General features: G+C 42.4%; 13 protein-coding genes. 7 read left to right on the top strand and 6 right to left on the bottom strand.

The genetic code is table 11. The features are described from left to right. Nucleotides 1–117 precede the first annotated feature (117 nt). Nucleotides 118–1,413 (bottom strand): anti-phage deoxyguanosine triphosphatase, encoded by a 1,296-nt coding sequence (locus tag ABMY45_RS00715; protein WP_174168719.1) that lies wholly within the window; start codon nt 1,411–1,413, stop codon nt 118–120. Nucleotides 1,414–1,668: 255 nt separating this feature from the next. On the opposite strand from ABMY45_RS00715, the gene ABMY45_RS00710 reads away from it, so the two are divergent. The 3 genes from ABMY45_RS00710 (at nt 1,669) to ABMY45_RS00700 (ending at nt 6,113) form a co-directional block, all read left to right on the top strand. Then, entirely contained in the window at nt 1,669–2,490 is an 822-nt protein-coding gene (locus ABMY45_RS00710) for a glucosaminidase domain-containing protein (RefSeq protein WP_174168720.1), read from the top strand. Further along, nucleotides 2,480–3,130 (top strand): DUF2987 domain-containing protein, encoded by a 651-nt coding sequence (locus ABMY45_RS00705; protein ID WP_010605029.1) that lies wholly within the window; start codon nt 2,480–2,482, stop codon nt 3,128–3,130. Before ABMY45_RS00710 ends, ABMY45_RS00705 begins: the two co-directional genes overlap by 11 nt. Nucleotides 3,131–3,446: 316 nt before the next feature. Beyond that, entirely contained in the window at nt 3,447–6,113 is a 2,667-nt protein-coding gene (locus ABMY45_RS00700) for a TonB-dependent receptor (protein WP_174168721.1), read from the top strand. A 556-nt stretch (nt 6,114–6,669) separates the two neighbouring features. On the opposite strand, the gene ABMY45_RS00695 is transcribed toward ABMY45_RS00700, so the two are convergent. Next, the gene (locus tag ABMY45_RS00695) at nt 6,670–8,004 is read right to left on the bottom strand and encodes a dicarboxylate/amino acid:cation symporter (protein ID WP_174168722.1); all 1,335 of its coding nucleotides are present in this window, start codon (nt 8,002–8,004) and stop codon (nt 6,670–6,672) included. A gap of 171 nt (nt 8,005–8,175) precedes the next feature. On the opposite strand from ABMY45_RS00695, the gene ABMY45_RS00690 reads away from it, so the two are divergent. After that, nucleotides 8,176–11,169, top strand: a complete 2,994-nt coding sequence (locus ABMY45_RS00690) for a hypothetical protein (RefSeq protein ID WP_206470962.1) — start codon at nt 8,176–8,178, stop codon at nt 11,167–11,169. Between the two features lie 252 nt (nt 11,170–11,421). After that, the gene (gene topA / locus ABMY45_RS00685; protein ID WP_010373951.1) at nt 11,422–14,067 is read left to right on the top strand and encodes a type I DNA topoisomerase; all 2,646 of its coding nucleotides are present in this window, start codon (nt 11,422–11,424) and stop codon (nt 14,065–14,067) included. 208 nt (nt 14,068–14,275) lie between these two features. Here topA and ABMY45_RS00680 read toward each other — a convergent pair whose 3' ends face one another. After that, a complete protein-coding gene (locus ABMY45_RS00680; protein WP_010605025.1) occupies nt 14,276–14,521 on the bottom strand; it encodes a hypothetical protein in 246 nt (81 codons plus the stop codon). A 173-nt stretch (nt 14,522–14,694) separates the two neighbouring features. On the opposite strand from ABMY45_RS00680, the gene ABMY45_RS00675 reads away from it, so the two are divergent. Next, the gene (locus ABMY45_RS00675; RefSeq protein ID WP_010605024.1) at nt 14,695–15,255 is read left to right on the top strand and encodes a TIGR00645 family protein; all 561 of its coding nucleotides are present in this window, start codon (nt 14,695–14,697) and stop codon (nt 15,253–15,255) included. A 120-nt stretch (nt 15,256–15,375) separates the two neighbouring features. Here the strand turns inward: ABMY45_RS00675 and ABMY45_RS00670 are convergent, their stop codons facing one another. The 3 genes from ABMY45_RS00670 to ABMY45_RS00660 form a co-directional block, all read right to left on the bottom strand. Then, nucleotides 15,376–16,425, bottom strand: a complete 1,050-nt coding sequence (locus ABMY45_RS00670) for a hypothetical protein (protein ID WP_349288283.1) — start codon at nt 16,423–16,425, stop codon at nt 15,376–15,378. A gap of 200 nt (nt 16,426–16,625) precedes the next feature. After that, nucleotides 16,626–17,459: an ABC transporter ATP-binding protein gene (locus tag ABMY45_RS00665; RefSeq protein WP_010605022.1), complete on the bottom strand. Its 834-nt coding sequence runs from the start codon at nt 17,457–17,459 to the stop codon at nt 16,626–16,628. Next, nucleotides 17,459–17,830: a GntR family transcriptional regulator gene (locus tag ABMY45_RS00660; RefSeq protein WP_010605021.1), complete on the bottom strand. Its 372-nt coding sequence runs from the start codon at nt 17,828–17,830 to the stop codon at nt 17,459–17,461. Before ABMY45_RS00660 ends, ABMY45_RS00665 begins: the two co-directional genes overlap by 1 nt. An 89-nt stretch (nt 17,831–17,919) precedes the next feature. Here ABMY45_RS00660 and ABMY45_RS00655 point away from each other — a divergent pair, with 89 nt between their 5' ends. Further along, nucleotides 17,920–19,404, top strand: coding sequence for an alpha/beta fold hydrolase (locus ABMY45_RS00655; RefSeq protein ID WP_206470961.1), 1,485 nt, complete (start codon nt 17,920–17,922; stop codon nt 19,402–19,404).

Here is a 19,404-nt window from a genome sequence, read left to right as displayed (position 1 = left end):
CTACGTTGAAAACATATATGCCAATACTTAAGAAAGGCTTAAGAAAAATTAAAGAATGAGTTAATCGCCAATGTATGCGAATTTTTCATGATTAATTTTTACCTCTTCGAGCAGAGTTTACAGTTCCCCGGTAAATAAGCGTCGATGCGTTTTTCGTGCATACTCATCAGACATGCCACCAAGATAGTCCGCTAACACGCGCATTTGCTGCGTTTCATCGGTTGCTTGCTGGTACAATGTTTGGGTTGTATACGGCAACAATCGCATCGGGTCACTGGCAAAAACTTCAAATAAATCAATAAGCAGGTTTTGACCACTAAACTCAATTTGCTGCATTTTAGGTTCACGAATTAATCTTTGATATACGAACACTTTTAATACTTGCAGGATTTCCTGAAATTCGGGTGCCATCTCAACGGTAAAATGAAGTAGGGCGGAGTCAAAATCTGAGTCTTGAACGCTGAGTTTACAATGCACAATAAACAGGTTGACGAGTTCACCTATGGTATCTTTTCGATTAGATTCATCTTCTGAAAATAAACTCTCGCTTACGCGCGGTAAGTTTTGCTTTAACCAAGGTGAGTCTAACTTTTGCAATTCAGGCAGAGCAAAATCATGCCATGCTGCCTCGTTAAGGGTCTCGGTAGCTATCGCATCTTCTAAATCATGAACTGCATAGGCGATATCATCGGCATATTCCATAATGGCGCAATCTAACGATTTAAACTTTGTCTTGCGACGGAAGGTGTCTTTTACCTCGGTTTCTTGCAGCTTTATTTGGTCGTTTTGAGAAAATGGCGAGAGGATCCAATCAAATACCGATTGGTCGCATTGATAAATGCCTTTTGCAGGCAGCCAATCACTGGACAATATGTATTTTCGACTTTGTGTTTGCGTTGGTTGGTGATACCAAAGTGTGTCGATTAATGCAGGATATTTAATAAAACCTAGTAAGGTACGGCGTGTTAAATTCATGCCATAACCTTTAGTGTACGGTTCCAATTTGGTGACAATGCGCAAGGTTTGGGCGTTTCCTTCAAACCCTCCGTGATCACGCATAAGGTAATTAAGCGCGATTTCTCCGCCATGGCCAAAAGGCGGGTGACCGATATCATGCGCTAGGCACAAAGTTTCAATAAGACTTGTCGAAGGAAAGTGTTCAAATTCAGGGTGTTGTTTTCTTAAATGGCGTAGTAGACCGCTGCCTATTTGCGATACTTCCAAAGAGTGTGTTAGGCGAGTCCGATAAAAGTCGTTGACGCCGATTGCCATAATTTGGGTTTTGGCTTGCAAGCGCCTAAAAGCCGCGGCATGTATGATCCTAGAACGATCTATTTGCCATGCTGAGCGATTGTCGTTAGGGCGGTTTTTTTGCTGCGATAGCAGACGCTGCTGCCAAGCGTTAGACGTCATACTTCTGTTCCTTTTTCTTTATACCTTAAATTCGTCTAAACTATGTACGATAACTGAACGAAAATTCGCGTTTAATTGCGGCTTTTGATATTATCAGCCGCTATTTTTGAATACTGTTATTTTGGCGCAATTTATCAACGCTCTATCAAACTATAGTAACAGAATAAAACTGTTATTGAGCGGGCTTGAGAAAAGTTCTTAGAGACTTAGGGAAAGAGACTCCGTTTCCAGAACAACGCCACTGCGAGGAGAAGTATGCAAGCTAAACTGATTAAACTCATTGTTGCCCTAGTGACCATTTGGGCGTTAATTTATCCTTTTATCCAAGATGAAAGTTCTCAAGATTCTACTTTAGATCAAGAGGGTACGGGTGCAGAGGTTGTACCTAAGGTGCCCGAAAAGCCACTCCATAGCGTAAAACTACCTAATTTTGCAGCCATTCGTGATATCAAGGAGAAGAAAACGGCATTTTTCGACTTTATTAAACCGCACGTAGAAGCCGAAAATAAACAGATCTTAGAGCAGCGGGCAACACTTGAAATCGCCCTAATGATGCTGCAATTTGATGAAACCCTGACACGCAAACAAATAGAAAAGGTTGCATTGATTTTCACAAAGTATGATTTAAAAGGTGAAGCCATCAATGAATCTTCGCTTAAACGTGCATTACGCCGCGTGGATATTATTCCTAAAGAGCTGGCGTTGATGCAGGCCGCTAATGAATCTGCTTGGGGTACGTCACGATTTGCGCGAATTGGGTTAAACTTTTTTGGTCAATGGTGTTACACCAAAGGCTGCGGTATGGTGCCGAAACGGCGAGAAGATGCGGCCGATCACGAAGTTAGAGCCTTTCAGTCGGTAAGAGGCGCGGTCAAATCGTACTTTAGGAATATCAATACTAATGATGCATACAAAGACTTGCGCGCGGTACGAGCAGAGCTGCGAGCTCAAAAAGCACCGATTGACGCTACAGTATTAACAAGTGGCCTTTTGAGTTATTCAGAGCGTGGTGAAGACTACGTAAATGAACTTAACGATATGATAAGGCATAACCGAGCGTATTTTGATGAAGAATAAGATTGTACTTGTCCTGATAATGACACTTTGGAGTGCGATAGCGTCCGCTAAAACGGTCACCTTTGCATACGACAGCTTTTACGACAGACTGAAAGTGGTAAATAAAGGCGAGTTTGAGTTTGCACGTGTGGGATTTTACCTTGTCGATACACTTAGCATGCAGGCGTGTAAAATCACGGCGGGTAATATTGTGACCGAGGAAGCGAGCTTTCCATTGTCGTACACCGATGAAGCGCAATTATTGCTACCATTTGACAAAGAATTGGACAAAGACAAAGCTAAAGTGGTAATTGAAACGAAGGGCGAAAGCTCGGACTGCCAGCTAAAAATGCAGATTGAGGCCGAGTTATTTAATACGAGATCTCTAAGCAAGTCTGACCTTTATAAAATGCAACAGGAGTTTGAAGAGTTGCTGGCTGATCTATCAGGTTTCTTTATTAAAAACTTGTTGTCATTTTTGCTGCCTGAGCAACAGGGAGTCATCGTGACCTTTGGCAGAAGTCAAAACGTCACAGATGCTACAGTGAAGTGTGAGTCGCAAGTCTGTCGAATCAGTGTCCCGAAGGCGTGGTCAAACGACAATACTCACTTTGCCGACTCTGCAAATGTGAAGTCAGTGCAACCTTGGTTGGCATTATAGTTAAGTAGTTACAACATGATCATTGACGTCTTTAAACTTTAGGCTAAGAAACCGCTCTTATTCAGTAAAGATTTTAGGCGTCTTATCAACTTTTTGAAGCTGTTTGTAAAACGCTTCTCCTCCCTCTAATCCCAATTTAAACAATAATTCATACTGATAAATAACGATATTCTTTCGTCGCGAATTTCTGCTATTAGACCCCCAAAATGGAAACTTAATGTTAAATAAATGCATTGTTAAAGTTGCTTTGGTATGCTAATAATGGCTGGATTATTAAAAAAACTACAGTGTAATTATTAACTTAAGGGGAAACAGGATGACCTATAAATTACCACTCAGTGCGCTCTCAATTGCCGTATTAATCGGCATGAATCAACAAGTTAAGGCGGAAGAGACGACGCAAGTTGAACGTATTGAAGTGACAGGCTCTCACATTAAAAGAACAGACTTAGAAGGTCCGTCACCAATTCAAAGCTTGTCAGCTGCTGACCTAGCTTCAACGGGATCTACCGACCTTATTGGGGCGTTACAAAAGCTGCCTGTGTCGGGTACTGGTACTTTTAGTACACAAGGTAACTCCAGCGATGACACCGCAAATGGCGGTTCAAGTGTTGCATTAAGGGGATTAGGAGCATCATCTACGCTTGTTCTTATTAATGGTCGTCGTGTTGCCGTGAGCCCGTTTGCAAAAGATATAGAAACATCATTTGTGGACTTAAATACCATTCCTGTTTCATCAGTTAAACGTATTGATATTTTAAAAGACGGTGCTTCTGCAACTTATGGTTCTGATGCGGTCGCAGGGGTTATTAATATTATTTTACGTGACGATATAGACGGTTTCGAGGTCGCCGGTAAATTATCTAACACCGCCGATGGTGGGGCTGAAGAACAGAACTTTACTCTTCTTTGGGGATCGTCAACGCAAAATGGCCATCATAATTTCTCACTCGATTATTTCAAACGCGGTCACCTAACTTATGCCGATCGTGACTACACAGCTTCTGCTGATCAACGTTTTCGCGGTGGTAACAATTCATTAAGCTCTGCAGGTATTCCCGGCAGCGTTGAGGTGATGAGAAGCATGCTAACAGACGAACAGTGGGCAGGATTACCAGTCGTTCGTGTTGAAGATGATGGCACTCAGGTAAGGCAGACTATCTTTACGGACGTATGGGGGAATGACAAATGCGACCCTGCTTTAGATATTGGTGATATCTGTCGCTACGATTATGCACCGTACATGACTGCTATTCCGTCGACGGAACGTATTAGCTTTAACTACAATGGCGTACAAGAAATCATCGATGGTATTGAAGGTTTTGCCGAAATCTCGGCGCAGCACTCTTCAACCTTCATTCAAGGTGCAGGTAGCCCGAGCTTTACAGAACTATTTATGGATGGTGATAACCCAAACCACCCATTATTTAACGATCCAGACCACTTCTTACATGGTGTAGATATTTCAATGCGTCGTCGAACGGTTGATATCGGCAACCGTAAAAAAGATGTCGATTCAGAATACTATCGTGCTGTCCTTGGAGCACGTGGTGAGTGGAACGCGTGGTCTTGGGAAGTTGCGTACTCTGCTATTCGTTCAAGTGCAGTTGAAAAAGGCTTTGATGGTTTCCCTAACAAGCTAAGAGCGCAGCAAGCGATTGATGAAGGTTTATGGAACCCATTTGAACCAAGCACTAATACAGAAGCCGGTTTGGCGTTTTTTGAAACTACCACTACGCGTTATGGTGCATCAACCATGCAGTCACTAGATGGTACTATCTCGGGCGAATTATTTGAATTGGAAGCCGGCTACGTTGCCGCAGCGTTTGGTTTTGAACATCGCTACGAGAAAATTGAAGATAACCCGGATAGTCAATACATCAGAGGCGAAATCTTTGGTACAGAAGCAACGCAAGCTAACGGAGATCGCGATAATACTGCGATATTCGCAGAATTTAGCGTACCAGTGCTAGATACACTAGAGCTACAATTAGCTTTGCGTTATGAAGACTATAGCGACTTTGGAACTACAACAGATCCAAAAGTAGCATTCCGTTGGTCACCGCTTGATAGTTTAGTGGTTCGTGGTTCTTGGGGGACAGCATTCAGAGCGCCTTCTCTTGTTCAGCTACATCTTGGTAGAACAGACGAATCACCAAGCGTGATAGACCGTGAACGTTGTCGCCAAACAGGTGCTGATGATGATTGTAGCCCGTATGAATACACTGCGATTGTGTCCGGTAACAAAAACCTACAACCAGAAGAGTCAGAAAACTACAATTTAGGTGTAGTGTGGCAAGCAACTGATGACTTTAGTATCGGTGTAGATTACTGGAATTATGATCAGGAAGATCTCATCAAGAAAATTGGAGCACAGAAGCTAGTTGATTGTTGTGGTACCGATCCTAATCTGGTAGTTCGTGCGCCTAATCAAGGTAGCACACTTGGTCGTATTCTCACCATTAACGACACCTTTGTTAACATTGGTGGTCGTGAAACAGACGGTTTCGATGTTAACTTAGCCTATGCATTAACTACTCGTGAAATGGGTGAGTTTAAGTTCAATTACAACTTAACTTACGCGCTTAACTTTGAAGAACAGTCGTTTGAAAGTGATGAACAAGGTAACACATTCAATGTTGCTGAAGATCTCAATGGAGAGTATCAGCATCCACAGTTCCGCTGGACAGCGGGTATGGACTGGGCTAAAAACGATTGGCTTGCAAATATCAGCGTAAACTATGTTGATTCTTATAAAGATCTTGCTGACAGTGATGGCAATAAATATGAGATTGATTCATGGACTACTGTAGATACAAGTGTCAGTTATATTGGCGTAGAAAAGCTGACAGTAACACTAGGTGCATCTAACTTGTTCAATGAAGAAGCGCCTCTAGCGCCTTCAGAGTCAATGGGGATTGACAATAAAACGCACAGTATCCTTGGTCGTCAAGCATATGTGAAGTTTGCATACCAATTCTAATACGTTAACGTTTATTAAGATGACAGCCGCGCTTTATAGCGCGGTTTTTTCTTATACCAATTCGCTTAATTAAGTGGTCTATTTTGAGGTGAGGAAATTTTGTCAATAACCCCGCTACCGCGTCCTGCTATCGCCAAGGTACCTACATCCGTGTAGGCAAGGCGAAAATTTTGCTATTTAGTTGTTCTAAATGAGAAATTTTTAACGCCGTTAGCGTCAGATTTGCTCCTTCAAATTGAGCAAGTATTAAGACTAATTGGTATTATCCACAACAGTGTATTTGTTGCACAGGACTTAGCCTGAGCAAATGTCTAGATAAGTGTTCTATCTTTGAGATGAGAGAGGATTACCGATAACTTCACGTCCAAATCCTGCTATAACTAAAGCACTCACATGCATAGGCATGGAGAACCTTCTGCTTAATCTTATTCTGTACCTAGGAAAAGTGACAATGAAGAAAAGGGTATGGATAGCTGATATGTCGCAGAGAGGAGTATTGAGTTGACTAGTTGAGGAGAATAACGCAGCTATTTATAGTTAGCTGCGTTATTGATATTTACGCTTTTGCTTTAGAAGTGGTTTCTTCTAGTTCTTTTGCTGCATCAGGGTCGTTGAAAACATCGATATCAAATTCGTTTTCAGATTTGGCCACAGCACAAGTTACCATACAGTCACCTGTTACGTTAACTGCTGTTCTTGTCATATCTAATAGTCTGTCTACACCAATGATAAGCGCGATACCTTCAACAGGCAATCCAACTTGGTTAAGCACCATTGCAAGCATGATCAAGCCAACACCAGGCACGCCTGCCGTACCAACTGAGGCAAGAGTCGCAGTCAAGATAACCATGAGATAGTCATTGATGGTGAGGTCTACGCCAAATACCTGAGCGATGAAGACCGTTGCAACACCTTGCATGATAGCCGTGCCATCCATATTAATGGTTGCACCCAGAGGGATCGTAAAAGAGGCAACTGAGTTATGCGCACCTAGTTTCTTAGTAGCGGTCTCTAGTGTTACGGGCATAGTTGCACTTGAGCTTGACGTACTAAAGGCAAACATACATGCGTCTTTCATCTTCTTTAGGAAGATAATAGGGCTCAAGCCTGTTAACAGCTTGAATAAAATTGAATAGTTAATGAATGCATGAATTAGCAGAGCTGCCAACACTACCATAAAGTATTTGCCGAGCTCGGCGATTAACCCCATGTCGATCGTTGTAAACAACTTAGCCATTAAACAAAATACGCCATATGGAGCGACATTCATCAATAAAGTGACTAGCTTAAGCACCACTGTATTTAGGTCTTCAAATACAGTTGCTAGGCGAGCACCAGCATCGCCGCTGAGCGCCATAGCGATGCCAAATAGTAGCGCAAAGACGATGATTTGAAGCATGTTACCGTTGGCCATCGCGTCAATTGGATTGGTCGGGAACATGTTGATTATGACTTGCACAAGTGTCGGCGCTTGCTTTGCGTCAAATGACGCGCTGTTTGGAATTTCAACGCCACCACCCGGTGCAATAAGTAGTGCGAGCGTAATCGCTACCGTGATTGCGATTGCTGTTGTAATGAGATACAAACCAATGGACTTACCACCCAAGCGGCCCAATTTTTTTGGGTCACTAAGGCTACATGTGCCACATACAAGGGAAATAAACACTAAAGGAACAACAAGCATTTTTAAGCTTGCAATGAAGATCTGCCCACCGATGTGGAATAAACCGTCAACGAAGAAACCCTTAATGGGGAGGTCAAAGAGACCTAAAGGAATAAGTATTTCTTTATTCTTACCTAGGATGGCTTGAAGGGTGAGGCCTAGTACAACCCCCAACACCATGCCTATCATAATGCGCGCCGTTAGGCCCATTTTTTTATTTTCTGACATTGCCCTAACACTATGTATCTTAAAACTGCTAAAGCTTAACAGGCTTGGCGCAGATGAACAGCATTTCACGACAGAAAATCTACCTAATCTAATAAAAAATTGTGATTTTATCGATAAAATTGGGTTACTATTGAACAATAATAAAATTAACTTAGCTAGGGAGATAGGTAAATGCCCTTGATGCGCTATTTTAGCATACTGATGCTAGCATTCTTACTGACCGCGTGCGGTGGCGGCGGCAGTATTCAAAAAGATACAGATAATGGTGATGGTAGCGATGGTACCTATGCGATTACGCTCGCTGGAGAAGGTGGCGCTAATAGCGTGTCATCCGATACTCCTTTGAAAGTAACCGCTACGTTGACGAAAAATGGTAGTGCGTTAGCAAACAGTCGAGTGGTTTTTGAAAGCGATGATTTTGCAACCATGGAGCCGAGTTCTGGTTCAGTTTTAACTAATGACGCGGGTGAAGCAACAATTACGTTACAAGCGACCAACGTTGTTGGTGCGGGTCGTCTTACCGCTACTTATACAAATGGCAGCAATACAGTCTCACAAACGTTTGATTTTACCTCTCAAGGTGGTGGTGATGACGGTAATGTAACCGCGTCAGCGAAACTTGAGGTTATGTTGTTAAGTAAGTGCCCAGCGGGCTGGGATGATAACCGCGATCAGGCTATGATAGATCCTATAGCTGCTGGATGTAGTCGTGTTAATCGAGTGTCGTCAAACGAGACAGCTGAGATCTTCATTAAAATGACATCCAGCCAGACTGGTGATGGCATTGCAAATGTGCTTATTGGTGCAGAAACAACGCTAGGGACAATCTCTCCAGACACAGCATTGACGGATACTTTTGGTATCGCAATTTTGAATCTTAAACCTGGAAACCAAGGTGGTGCAGGTACTGTCACAGTAAATTCGCCTAATTATGTGGATGTAACTAAGTCAATCAACTTTAGTGTTGGTGTTGCTCAGCTAAATGTCACGGTTGATAATGGTTTAGTTGATAGCAGTGGTGTACAGCAAAAACTTTCAGCTGGTGGCAGTACGGTTATCACCGTGACACTAAGAGATCAGAATGGGGTATTAATCAACAGTGCAGTTGCTGTTGCATTTAGCTCGGCATGTGCCTCGGCAACTCCCGCGTTGGCGGAATTAGATGAAACGGTAAATACCTCCAATGGTATTGCCCGCTCGACATACCGTGCTAAAGGTTGTCAAGGTGAAGATAGGATTTCTGTTACTATCCAAAACGGCAGCTCTCCAATAAATCAAGAAACGATTATTGAAGTGGATAGTGCACTTGCACAAGCGGTACAATTTTTACCTGAGGAAGATGGGTTTAATCAGTTTATTGCTTTACCCCCTGGCGAAGGCGGTTTACCAACCCAATCTGTTGTGAGCTTTAAACTGGTAGATGAAGACAACCTTGCAATTCCACGAGCACGAGTCGACTTTAGATTGTCTGATGAGCAAGGCCTTGCCTCAATTACGCAAATTACGGGAAACACCAATGCAAATGGTATTGTAAGAACAACGGTTAAGTCTGGCATTGTACCTGGCCCGCTTGTTGTTAGTGCATGTTATATCCCAGAAGAATCTTACGTGAATTTACCTGAGGGTGATGCGATTACTTGTTGGACGGATATCGCCAAAGCATGTAATGATGCAGATGCATCAAACGACGACGCTCGCTGTCCTACGGGAGTTATGCACACAATCCCATTAAGTGAGCAAATTTTTAGCGTCTCATCACAGCTTATTTTGAGTTCTGGCGTTACTGATCAAGATACCTTTGACGCGGCTCCAGATATAATTAATTCAAATTCATACAGTTACAGCGGAGTCACAACAAATATCACGTTGTTCTTTGGTGATCAATTCAATCACTTCAATGCCGATGGTGTAGCGGCAACCGTCATCGCAGAAGCTGGAGCTATCGGTAGTTTAGAATCACCTGATACCTATGATTGCAGAACAAATAAGGCAACCTGTTCGGTGGTGTGGCGTAGCCAAGGTGAGCGTCCATTTTCTGACCCTAAATGGGGCAATAGGATCAATGATATTGCGCCAAGAAAAAAAGGTACGGTTGCGAACATTCCTGAAAACTGGAATTGTGATCCTTATTTTAATAGACCAGCACCTTGTATCAATGGATTAAAGCGTCAAAAAAATGCGCCTAGCACAGGAACTGATCCCTATGCTGATGAGCGAGTCGTAATGGGTGGCAGGGTAGGCGTACTTGCATTTGTTAAAGGTCAAGAAAGCTATAGAGACGAAGAGTCCAGTGATGGTGTTCAGCGTAGAAATGGTTTGTTTGATGTTGGTGAATATCGCCAGGAGTTTGATCTCACAGAAGCTATTTTGGATACCAATGAAAACGGACGGTTTGACAAAGAAGATTGTGACGCGTCACCAACTACCGGTCCTTGCACACCGGTGAATACGAAAAATGGTGGCCATGATGATTGGTGGATAGACGCAAATAACAATGGCATCTTTGATTATGACGCTAATGGTGATGGTGTTCCAGGAGATGGTAAATATAACGGCTTACTTTGCTCTGAGGCTGCTTTAGCGCAAAATCAGTGTAACCGTGAGTTGGTTAACGTCTTTAGAAATTTTGAACTAATTATGTCTGACGACACTGCTTATGTACGATTCGCAGTTAGAAAATCGGATGCACAAAGTATGGGACTGGCAGCAAATCAACTTGATCAATGCCAAGACGTTACTCGCGTTGACAATGGAAATACTGTAGTTATCTTAGACCTTGAAGAATCCGATGACGCTCAATATTGTGATGTTCAAACAATCAATTTATCTGCTCCTGAGATAGATGACGATACAATTGACGATCAAATAAGTAACGTTAGAGTTTCTATCTTCGTCACGGATATTAACGGTAATCCCTTACCTGCGAAAACAGAAGTAGAAATAGCAACCACCAATGGTGAACTTGCATCTGGAACTCAAACCGAAGTATTAGGAAATACAGGAACCGATAAACCATTGGTCTATTCTGCATTTCTGACTCGTGAAACCGAGCCTAATAATAAAACTTTGGGTGAGTTGACGATTAAGTTTACTTTTAAAGGATTAGGTGATGACGATGATGGTTTGGTTCAAAGTGTACCATTAACCGTCATTGACGCTGGATAAAATGATAAATGCCAACTTTCGGGTTGGCATTTTTGTTTCTATTCCTTTATATTCCCGTGCCTTAACCTTATATATATGAATGCGTCCCTAAATTGGCTGAATATTGTACACAAATTGGATAATAATTCGGTGATCAGGGAAAAGTTAGTATTTTTAGCTTGTAACAATAGGTGTTTGTAGATATACCTATAAGTAATTTAACGCCCAAGTAAGGGCAAAACATCAGACAGAATCGGTCAAAAATAGGCAGCTATGGGCAAATCGCTAGTAATTGTAGAGTCTCCCGCGAAGGCAAAAACAATCAATAAATACCTCGGCAAGGATTACATTGTTAAATCCAGTGTAGGTCATGTTCGAGATCTTCCTACCTCAGGGGCAGGTAAAACGAAAGGCTTGGCAACTAAGTCGCCAGCTGAAGTACGTAAAATGTCACCTGAAGAAAAAGCGCAATATAAAAAGCAAAAAGATTATGCAAATTTAGTTGCGAGGATGGGGATTGATCCTGAGAAGGGTTGGGAACCGCATTACGAAATTTTGCCGGGTAAAGAAAAAGTAGTTCAAGAACTACAAAAGCTTGCTGAAGATGCTGACCATATCTATCTCGCAACCGATTTGGATAGAGAAGGGGAGGCCATTGCTTGGCACCTTGAGCAGATTATCGGTGGCGATGAGAGCAAGTATAAGCGTGTGGTCTTTAACGAGATCACCAAAAACGCGATAACTCAAGCGTTTGAGGCACCTGGCGACCTTAACACCGACATGGTATATGCGCAGCAGGCAAGACGATTCCTTGACCGTGTTGTTGGCTTTATGGTGTCCCCGCTGCTTTGGCAAAAAGTAGCAAGAGGGTTATCGGCAGGTCGTGTACAATCTGTTGCTGTGAGATTACTTGTTGAACGAGAGCGTGAGATTAAAGCGTTTATTCCAGAAGAGTTTTGGGATATTCACGCTGATGTTAAAGCAACAAAAGATGATATTCGCCTAGCGGTTACTAAGTTTAAAGGCGAAGCATTTAAGCCAGTAAATAAAGCGCAAGCTGATACAGCCGTACAAGTGCTTGAAAACAGTGCTTACGAAGTAGTCAAGGTTGAAGAAAAGCCAAGTAAGAGTAAGCCAAGTGCACCATTTATTACCTCGACAATGCAGCAAGCGGCAAGTACTCGTTTAGGCTATGGCGTAAAGAAAACCATGATGTTAGCGCAGCGTCTATACGAGGCGGGTTACATCACCTATATGCGTACAGACTCGACGAATTTATCAAATGACGCGTTAGAAATGTGTCGTGGCTATATCGATAGTGAATTTGGTAGTAAGTATTTACCAGAAGCACCGCTGCGTTATTCCGCAAAAGGCAACGCACAAGAAGCGCACGAGGCAATTCGTCCTTCTGATGTGACAATCTTATCCGGTCATTTAGACGGCGTAGAGGCAGATGCTAAGAAGCTCTATGAGCTTATTTGGCGTCAGTTTGTGGCGTGTCAAATGATGCCAGCAGAGTACGACCTAACGACGCTGACCGTCGCCGCGGAAGATTACACATTAAAAGCGAAAGGGCGTGTGCTACGTTTTGATGGTTGGACACGTGTACAACCGGCAGTCCGTAAGAAGAATGAAGAAGAGCAGGCGCTTCCAAGTGTTTCAGTTGGCGATAAGCTTGATCTTATTGCGATTGATCCTAAACAGCACTTTACTAAACCACCAGCACGTTTCAGCGAAGCAAGCTTAGTTAAGGAATTAGAAAAGCGTGGTATTGGTCGTCCATCTACCTATGCTGCTATCATTTCGACGATTCAGGACCGTGGTTATGTCCGAGTTGAAAACCGCCGTTTTTACGCTGAAAAAATGGGCGAGATCGTTACTGACAGACTCGTTGAGAATTTTAACGATTTAATGGACTTTGACTTTACCGCCAAAATGGAAGGTCGCCTTGATGATATCGCAGAAGGTGAACGCTTATGGACGCAGGTACTTGATAAGTTTTACGCCGACTTTTCTAACCAGCTAGAAATTGCAGCTGGTGATGAAAGTGAAGGCGGCATGCGACAAAATGTGATGGTCGAAACAGACATAGATTGTCCTACATGTTCACGTAAGATGGGTATTCGTACTGCTTCTACTGGGGTATTCCTTGGCTGTACAGGCTATAACTTACCGCCAAAAGAGCGCTGTACTACGACAATTAATCTCGTGTCAGGTGATGAAGCAGTTGCCGCGGATGCGGATGAAGAGGCGGAAGCTGAATCACTTCGTCATATGAAACGTTGCCCAATTTGCGAAACAGCAATGGATTCATATCTTATTGATGAAACGAAAAAACTCCATGTATGCGGTAATAATCCTGCATGTAAGGGCTATGTCATTGAGACAGGTGCATTTAAGATCAAGGGCTACGATGGACCACTGATTGAGTGTGACAAGTGTGGCTCGGATATGCAGCTTAAATCCGGCCGTTTTGGTAAGTATTTTGGTTGTACGAATGAAGATTGTAAAAATACACGTAAACTATTGAAAAACGGTGAAGCTGCGCCACCGAAAGAAGATCCAGTTCCGCTACCGGAACTAGAATGCGAAAAATCGGACGCGCATTTTGTGCTTCGAGATGGCGCTTCAGGTATTTTCTTAGCGGCGCACACATTCCCGAAGTCACGTGAAACACGTGCTCCTAAGGTATCTGAGCTAAAACGCTTTAGAGATAGAATTTCACCTAAATTCTATTATCTGGCTGATGCGCCTGAGCAAGACTCGGATGGTAATCCTGCGATTGTTCGTTACTCTAGAAAAACCAAGACACAATATGTGATGACAGAAGTGGATGGTAAAGCGACGGGTTGGAAAGCGACGTATAGTAATGGTAAATGGGTAGAAGAAGAGAAAACTACCAAGAAAAAGAAAGCTTAACAGCTAGCCAAACATCGATAAGCGTCTTCGGATGCTATGGATATTTTGTCCAAAATGTTATTAAAAACAAAAGGCCGTTCAACGTATTGAGCGGCCTTTTCATCATGAATGCCATCACTTAATTAAGCGAACTGGTATTATACCAATTACACTAATTCTCCAAGCAATTTGAAGGGTGAAATAACTCATTTACTTAAAACAAATGGTGTTATTTAATGTTTACGTCTTTGACTTTTTGATAGCCAGTTGCCTCTAGCTCGTCGTTAACGCAATTCAAAACATATTTTTTCATCTCAGATGCTTGTACATCATCATCTTTTGCCCAATCAAGGCACATTTGAGTTAACTCTTGAACCAAATCTGCAGGCGCGACTGGTAGCTCTTCATCCGCTTGTACTTGTACACAAGCAAAAAGAGATAGAGCGATGATTAATGATGAAACTAAGGTTTTCATTCGTGTTACCTGTTAGTTGAAAGAACAAGCATGTTTTAAAGCAAAATTTAAAATAAGGAAAACGAATTAATTTTCTCCTTAAGAGCAGAAAATTGATTCAAATTTACATTAATAAATGGTGAGAAATACAAGCGTTGATGCTACATTCAAAGGTTAAGTAAAACTAACTAAACATGGTGAAAATCAAAAACATGGAGCAAGAAACTAAGTCGGCGAATGAGCAATTTAATCGTTATGAATATCTCTTAGAAAGAACCTTATTTAAAGGAAGATGGCTGTTAGCGCCTTTCTTTGTTGGCCTACTGCTCGCGATTGTGTTGTTGTTACTTAAGTTCTTTAAACAGCTTTATGTGATGACCATCAGTGCGCTTACGGCGACAAACCAAGAGTTACTCATTGGTATCTTAACATTGGTTGATACGGCTTTACTGGCCGGGTTGTTGATCATTATTATTTTTAGTGGCTACGAGAATTTCGTTTCTAAGCTCAATGTTGAGCCCCAAGAAGATAAGCCGACTTGGATGGGAAAGGTTGGCTTCTCGGGCCTTAAAATCAAATTGATCAGTGCCATCGTAGCAATATCTGCGGTAGAACTACTCAAAGTCTTTATCCATTCTCAAGACTTAACCAGTGAGCAGCTTGCTTGGAAAGTAGGCATACATATTACTTTCGTGATCTCTGGGGTGTTGTTTTCGGTTACCGACTTTATTAATAGTCGAACCCACTCCCATTAAATATAGCGGATAAAAAGAGTGATAATCGACTTATGCTCACTATCACTCTTTTATTCTTATTAGCACAGTCTTTGGTTCGTGCTACGCCTATATGAGCAACATCTTGGATCCGAGCACGTCTTAGTCAAACTTTCTATTACTGTAAAGGAGCAATGAAGTGGCTACCACAACATAGCCCAATAACAGATATAGAGTGGCAACTGAGTGTTCGTGATTTAACAGGTAAGATTTAAACGCACTATGTAAAATGATTACGAACATGCACGAAAGTGACAACGTAAGGGCGCTCGTTATGATGCTCCCTAGTGCAACGCAAAGAATAAATCCTGCAACCGAGCCGATAAATATCATAAGGTAGAAAACCACAGTCTCAAATGTGGTAAGGAAGCTGCAAACCAGCAGTACTGTAAGTTGAAACAAAGATAAGCAAAAGCCAAGCTTAACTGCTGCAACGTGATAGGCCTGTTTAATTGATTTTAGGCTTGAATAGACAGGTAATAGATAGAGCTGGTCCCATGTCATTTTTGTTTGTAGTTTGGACCAACAGACAAAAATAGCGACCATCAAAACAAGCATATCGGTAAAGCCAGTGATAAATTGAATTGTGACTCCAAAAAAGCCGACTGCCACAATGGCTAAAAGCCCTGAGAGAAAAAATATTTGACAAGTTTGTATCAACAGGTTGCCTGAAAAATAGCTCATCGGCATAAAAAATTGCCTAAACCGCTGAGTGAGGAAATCAGGGGTAAAGGTATTACTCGGGAGCCAGCCAGTCTGTATATTATTTATGTAGGTTTGATATGCCAAATGATGCCATTGACAGTTATTATTTCGTGTAATCAGCAGATAAACTGCCACTAATATGAAGGGAATGGCGAGTAGTGCTAAAACTTGTGGAGTATCGCCAAAAAACATAGCGAGCATGAGTACGAGCATGAAAACGTAGCTATTATGTTTGAAATAAAAGCTATTTCGAATACATAATAAAAAGAAACTACCACCAAAACTCGTTGTAAACAACATGGCATAGGCAACTTCTGGCGCGGGGCGGTTGAAAAGAGCGAGTGCATTGAACATGTAGCCAACGACTAGTATTACAAGTCCTTGTAAGTATACGTGCCGTTTAATTGCAGAGAATAGTAATGCGCTTTCCTGTGCTTGTAATTTCACTAACTGCCAGCAAAAAGCCATCCATAAGGCGCTGATAGCAAAGACCAAGCTAAATGTTTGTATGTTTTGCTCTTCTATTAAGGTTAATAATGGTGTAGCAATAGAAGCTAAGATCCCCGGAATGAAAAAATTTGCAGAGCCACACTCTCGTAACCAAAAGCCGGAAAACCCTGTCCACCAATTGCGCCGAGTTAACGTGCTCATGTGTGTAGCTCCACAAAAAGTTGTTCAAGGTTGCTATGGCTTTGCTGTAGGCCCGTTGGCCAATTTGAGCCGTCTTGAGCTTGGTAAATACTAAAACGTTCAGATTGGTGAAGCAGCTCTGCTGATGGAAGGTTGTTTGTAAGGTGATGCGGAACAAGTCTAATCTGTTCCTTCAGTGTATCTAGTTCGCCAGTAACCAATACCTTACCATCTTTAATTATAGCAATATGACTCGCGACGCGCTCAACGTCAGATGTAATATGCGAGGAGAAAAGTACACCAGAGCCGGACTCAAGCGCTAGCTCAAATAAGTCCGACATAAATTCTCGGCGTGCGATGGGGTCGAGATTTGAAACAGGCTCGTCAAGGATCAGTAACTTAGGTCGATACGACATCGCCATTATCAGCGCTAAGCTTTGTTGCTGACCAACTGAAAGGTTACTTACTAGCTTGTTTTCATCTAACTCGAAGCGAGAAAGCCACTCTTGTTCTAGCGTGTTATCCCAATTTTGATAAAAGCTGCGGTGCAGTGCGAGGGCGTCTTTGACTTTAAAACCTTGATAACCACAGGGTTGCTGTGGCACATAGCCAATTTGGCTCTTGCATGTAGGACTCAGCTCTAGATTGCTGCTGTTGAGGCAGCTAACTTCACCACTATTTTGTTCGATTAGTCCAAGTGCAATTCGCAGTAGCGTAGTTTTACCTGCACCGTTTCGTCCCAGTAGACCCATAACCATACCAGGTTCAATAGTAAGGTTTATGTTTTCAAGAACAGACTTGTCGGAAAATTGTTTATGGATTTTGGTGAATTGTAGTAGTGGGCTTGTCATTATTCTTGTCCCCAGTTTTTATCTATCAATGATATCAACTCAACCTTGGTGATCCCAAGTTGTTTCGCATCATTAATTAAAATATCTAGGTTTTTGTTGAGCAGACTATCGGTCTGTTGTGTGGTTGGCTGTTGTGCTACTCGTGTCGGCTGACCGCGTCTTCGTTCAAGCCAACCTTGATCGACAAGTTGCCCGATTGCTCGAGAGACAGTCATCGGATTTACCGAGAAATGTTCAGCTAGCTTTCTTACAGAAGGTAGCTCTTCTCCGGCTTGTGCTTTACCTGACACAATTAAACGCACTACCTGATCAAATAGCTGCTTATAAATCGGCTCTGCGCTGTTGGGGTTGACATGAATAAGATCTAGCATTACTCTAATTCTACTGTATTAATACAATAATACACTGATACACTCACTTAAAGTTAGCATACTGACCGTGAGTCAACAAGGAAATAACTATGAAAAAGCCATTTAAGTTTAAGAAAAGCTTAGTAAAGCTAGCGCTGCTTCCTCTCGTTTTAGGAGCTGTGCTGCCATTACAAGCAGCAGCATCAACAGCAGAATTATCCGCTTGCTATGCAAAGGGACTCGATGATAGAGCACAATGCGGAAAAATCTCACAACCATTAAGTGAAACCAAAACAGAACAAAAAATTGATATTCACTTTATGGTTATTCCTGCAATAAAACAACTTTACCCACAAGAAGCAATTATTGCGTTTGCAGGGGGACCTGGACAATCAGCCACCGAAATCGCAGCAAACTTTGAAAGAATTCTGAAATACGCGAGAGAAAATAGAGACATTATACTTGTTGATCAACGGGGAACTGGAAAATCCAATCTATTGCAATGTGATATGGATAACCTTGAACAACAATTTGCGCTAAATGATACTTTGCTGGGTCTCGATTTTTACAAAGAAGACGCCCTAAAGTGCAAAGAAAAATTAGACACAGATCTTTCCGATTACACAACTGTTGCGGCAGCAAAAGATTTTGACGCGGTAAGAACCGCACTCGGTTATAGCAAGTTACACTTATACGGTGGCTCATATGGAACACGCATCGCACTTGAGTATATGAGACAGTTCCCTGATAGTGTTGCATCGGCCGTGTTAGATGGTCTTGCACCCAATAACCAAAGTTTAATGGCGATTGGTGGTGCGATAGAAGAGTCATTGAACGCCCTATTTGCACAATGTGAAGCCGATAAAAAGTGTGCAAATAATTATCCTAATCTAAAGCAGCAATGGCAAAGCTTGCTGGAGCAAGTTGGGCAAACGCCGATAGAGGTTTCTGTGCTTCACCCCAGAACCAGTAAACCGCTCGCAATGACGATGACCAAAATGAAGCTATTTAGCGCGATTAGGATGGCGCTTTACTCTCATACCTCCCGAGCATTGGTGCCGCTTGCGATTAGTGAAGCGACTAAAGGCAACCTTGCTCCTCTAGTTGGCATGATGGCACCAAGTGAAGACGGCCTTGGATTGGCCATGGGGATGCATCAGGCAATTGTATGTGGGGAAGATTGGCCACGATTAACGGCTGCGGACAAAGCGAAATATAGTGAAAACTATATGGGTAAGATGATGATTACAGGATTGGATGCGACGTGCCCAATTTGGAATGTGAGTCCGGTGTCGAGTAGTTACTATGAACCCGTTGCGTCCGATATTCCAACCTTACTACTTTCTGGCGGATTAGACCCAGCAACGCCTGCTCAGTGGGCCGAAGTTGCGATGGAAAAACTAAAAAATGCCACACACTTAGTTGCACCAACGGCAACGCATATTGTCGCAGGGCAAAGCTGTGCTAATAAGCTTATTGCTAAGTTTTACGATGAAAAGACAGTGGGAGACTTTGATACCAGTTGTCTTGAAGAAGACACACGCAAACAATTCTTTATGAACATCAATGGCCCTGCAACAGCTGATAAGGAGTAA

The organism is Pseudoalteromonas sp. XMcav11-Q, from assembly GCF_040104525.1.
Lineage (GTDB): Bacteria > Pseudomonadota > Gammaproteobacteria > Enterobacterales > Alteromonadaceae > Pseudoalteromonas.
Note: the sequence above shows the minus strand (reverse complement) of the source record. Positions and strands in the feature narration are given on the sequence as shown.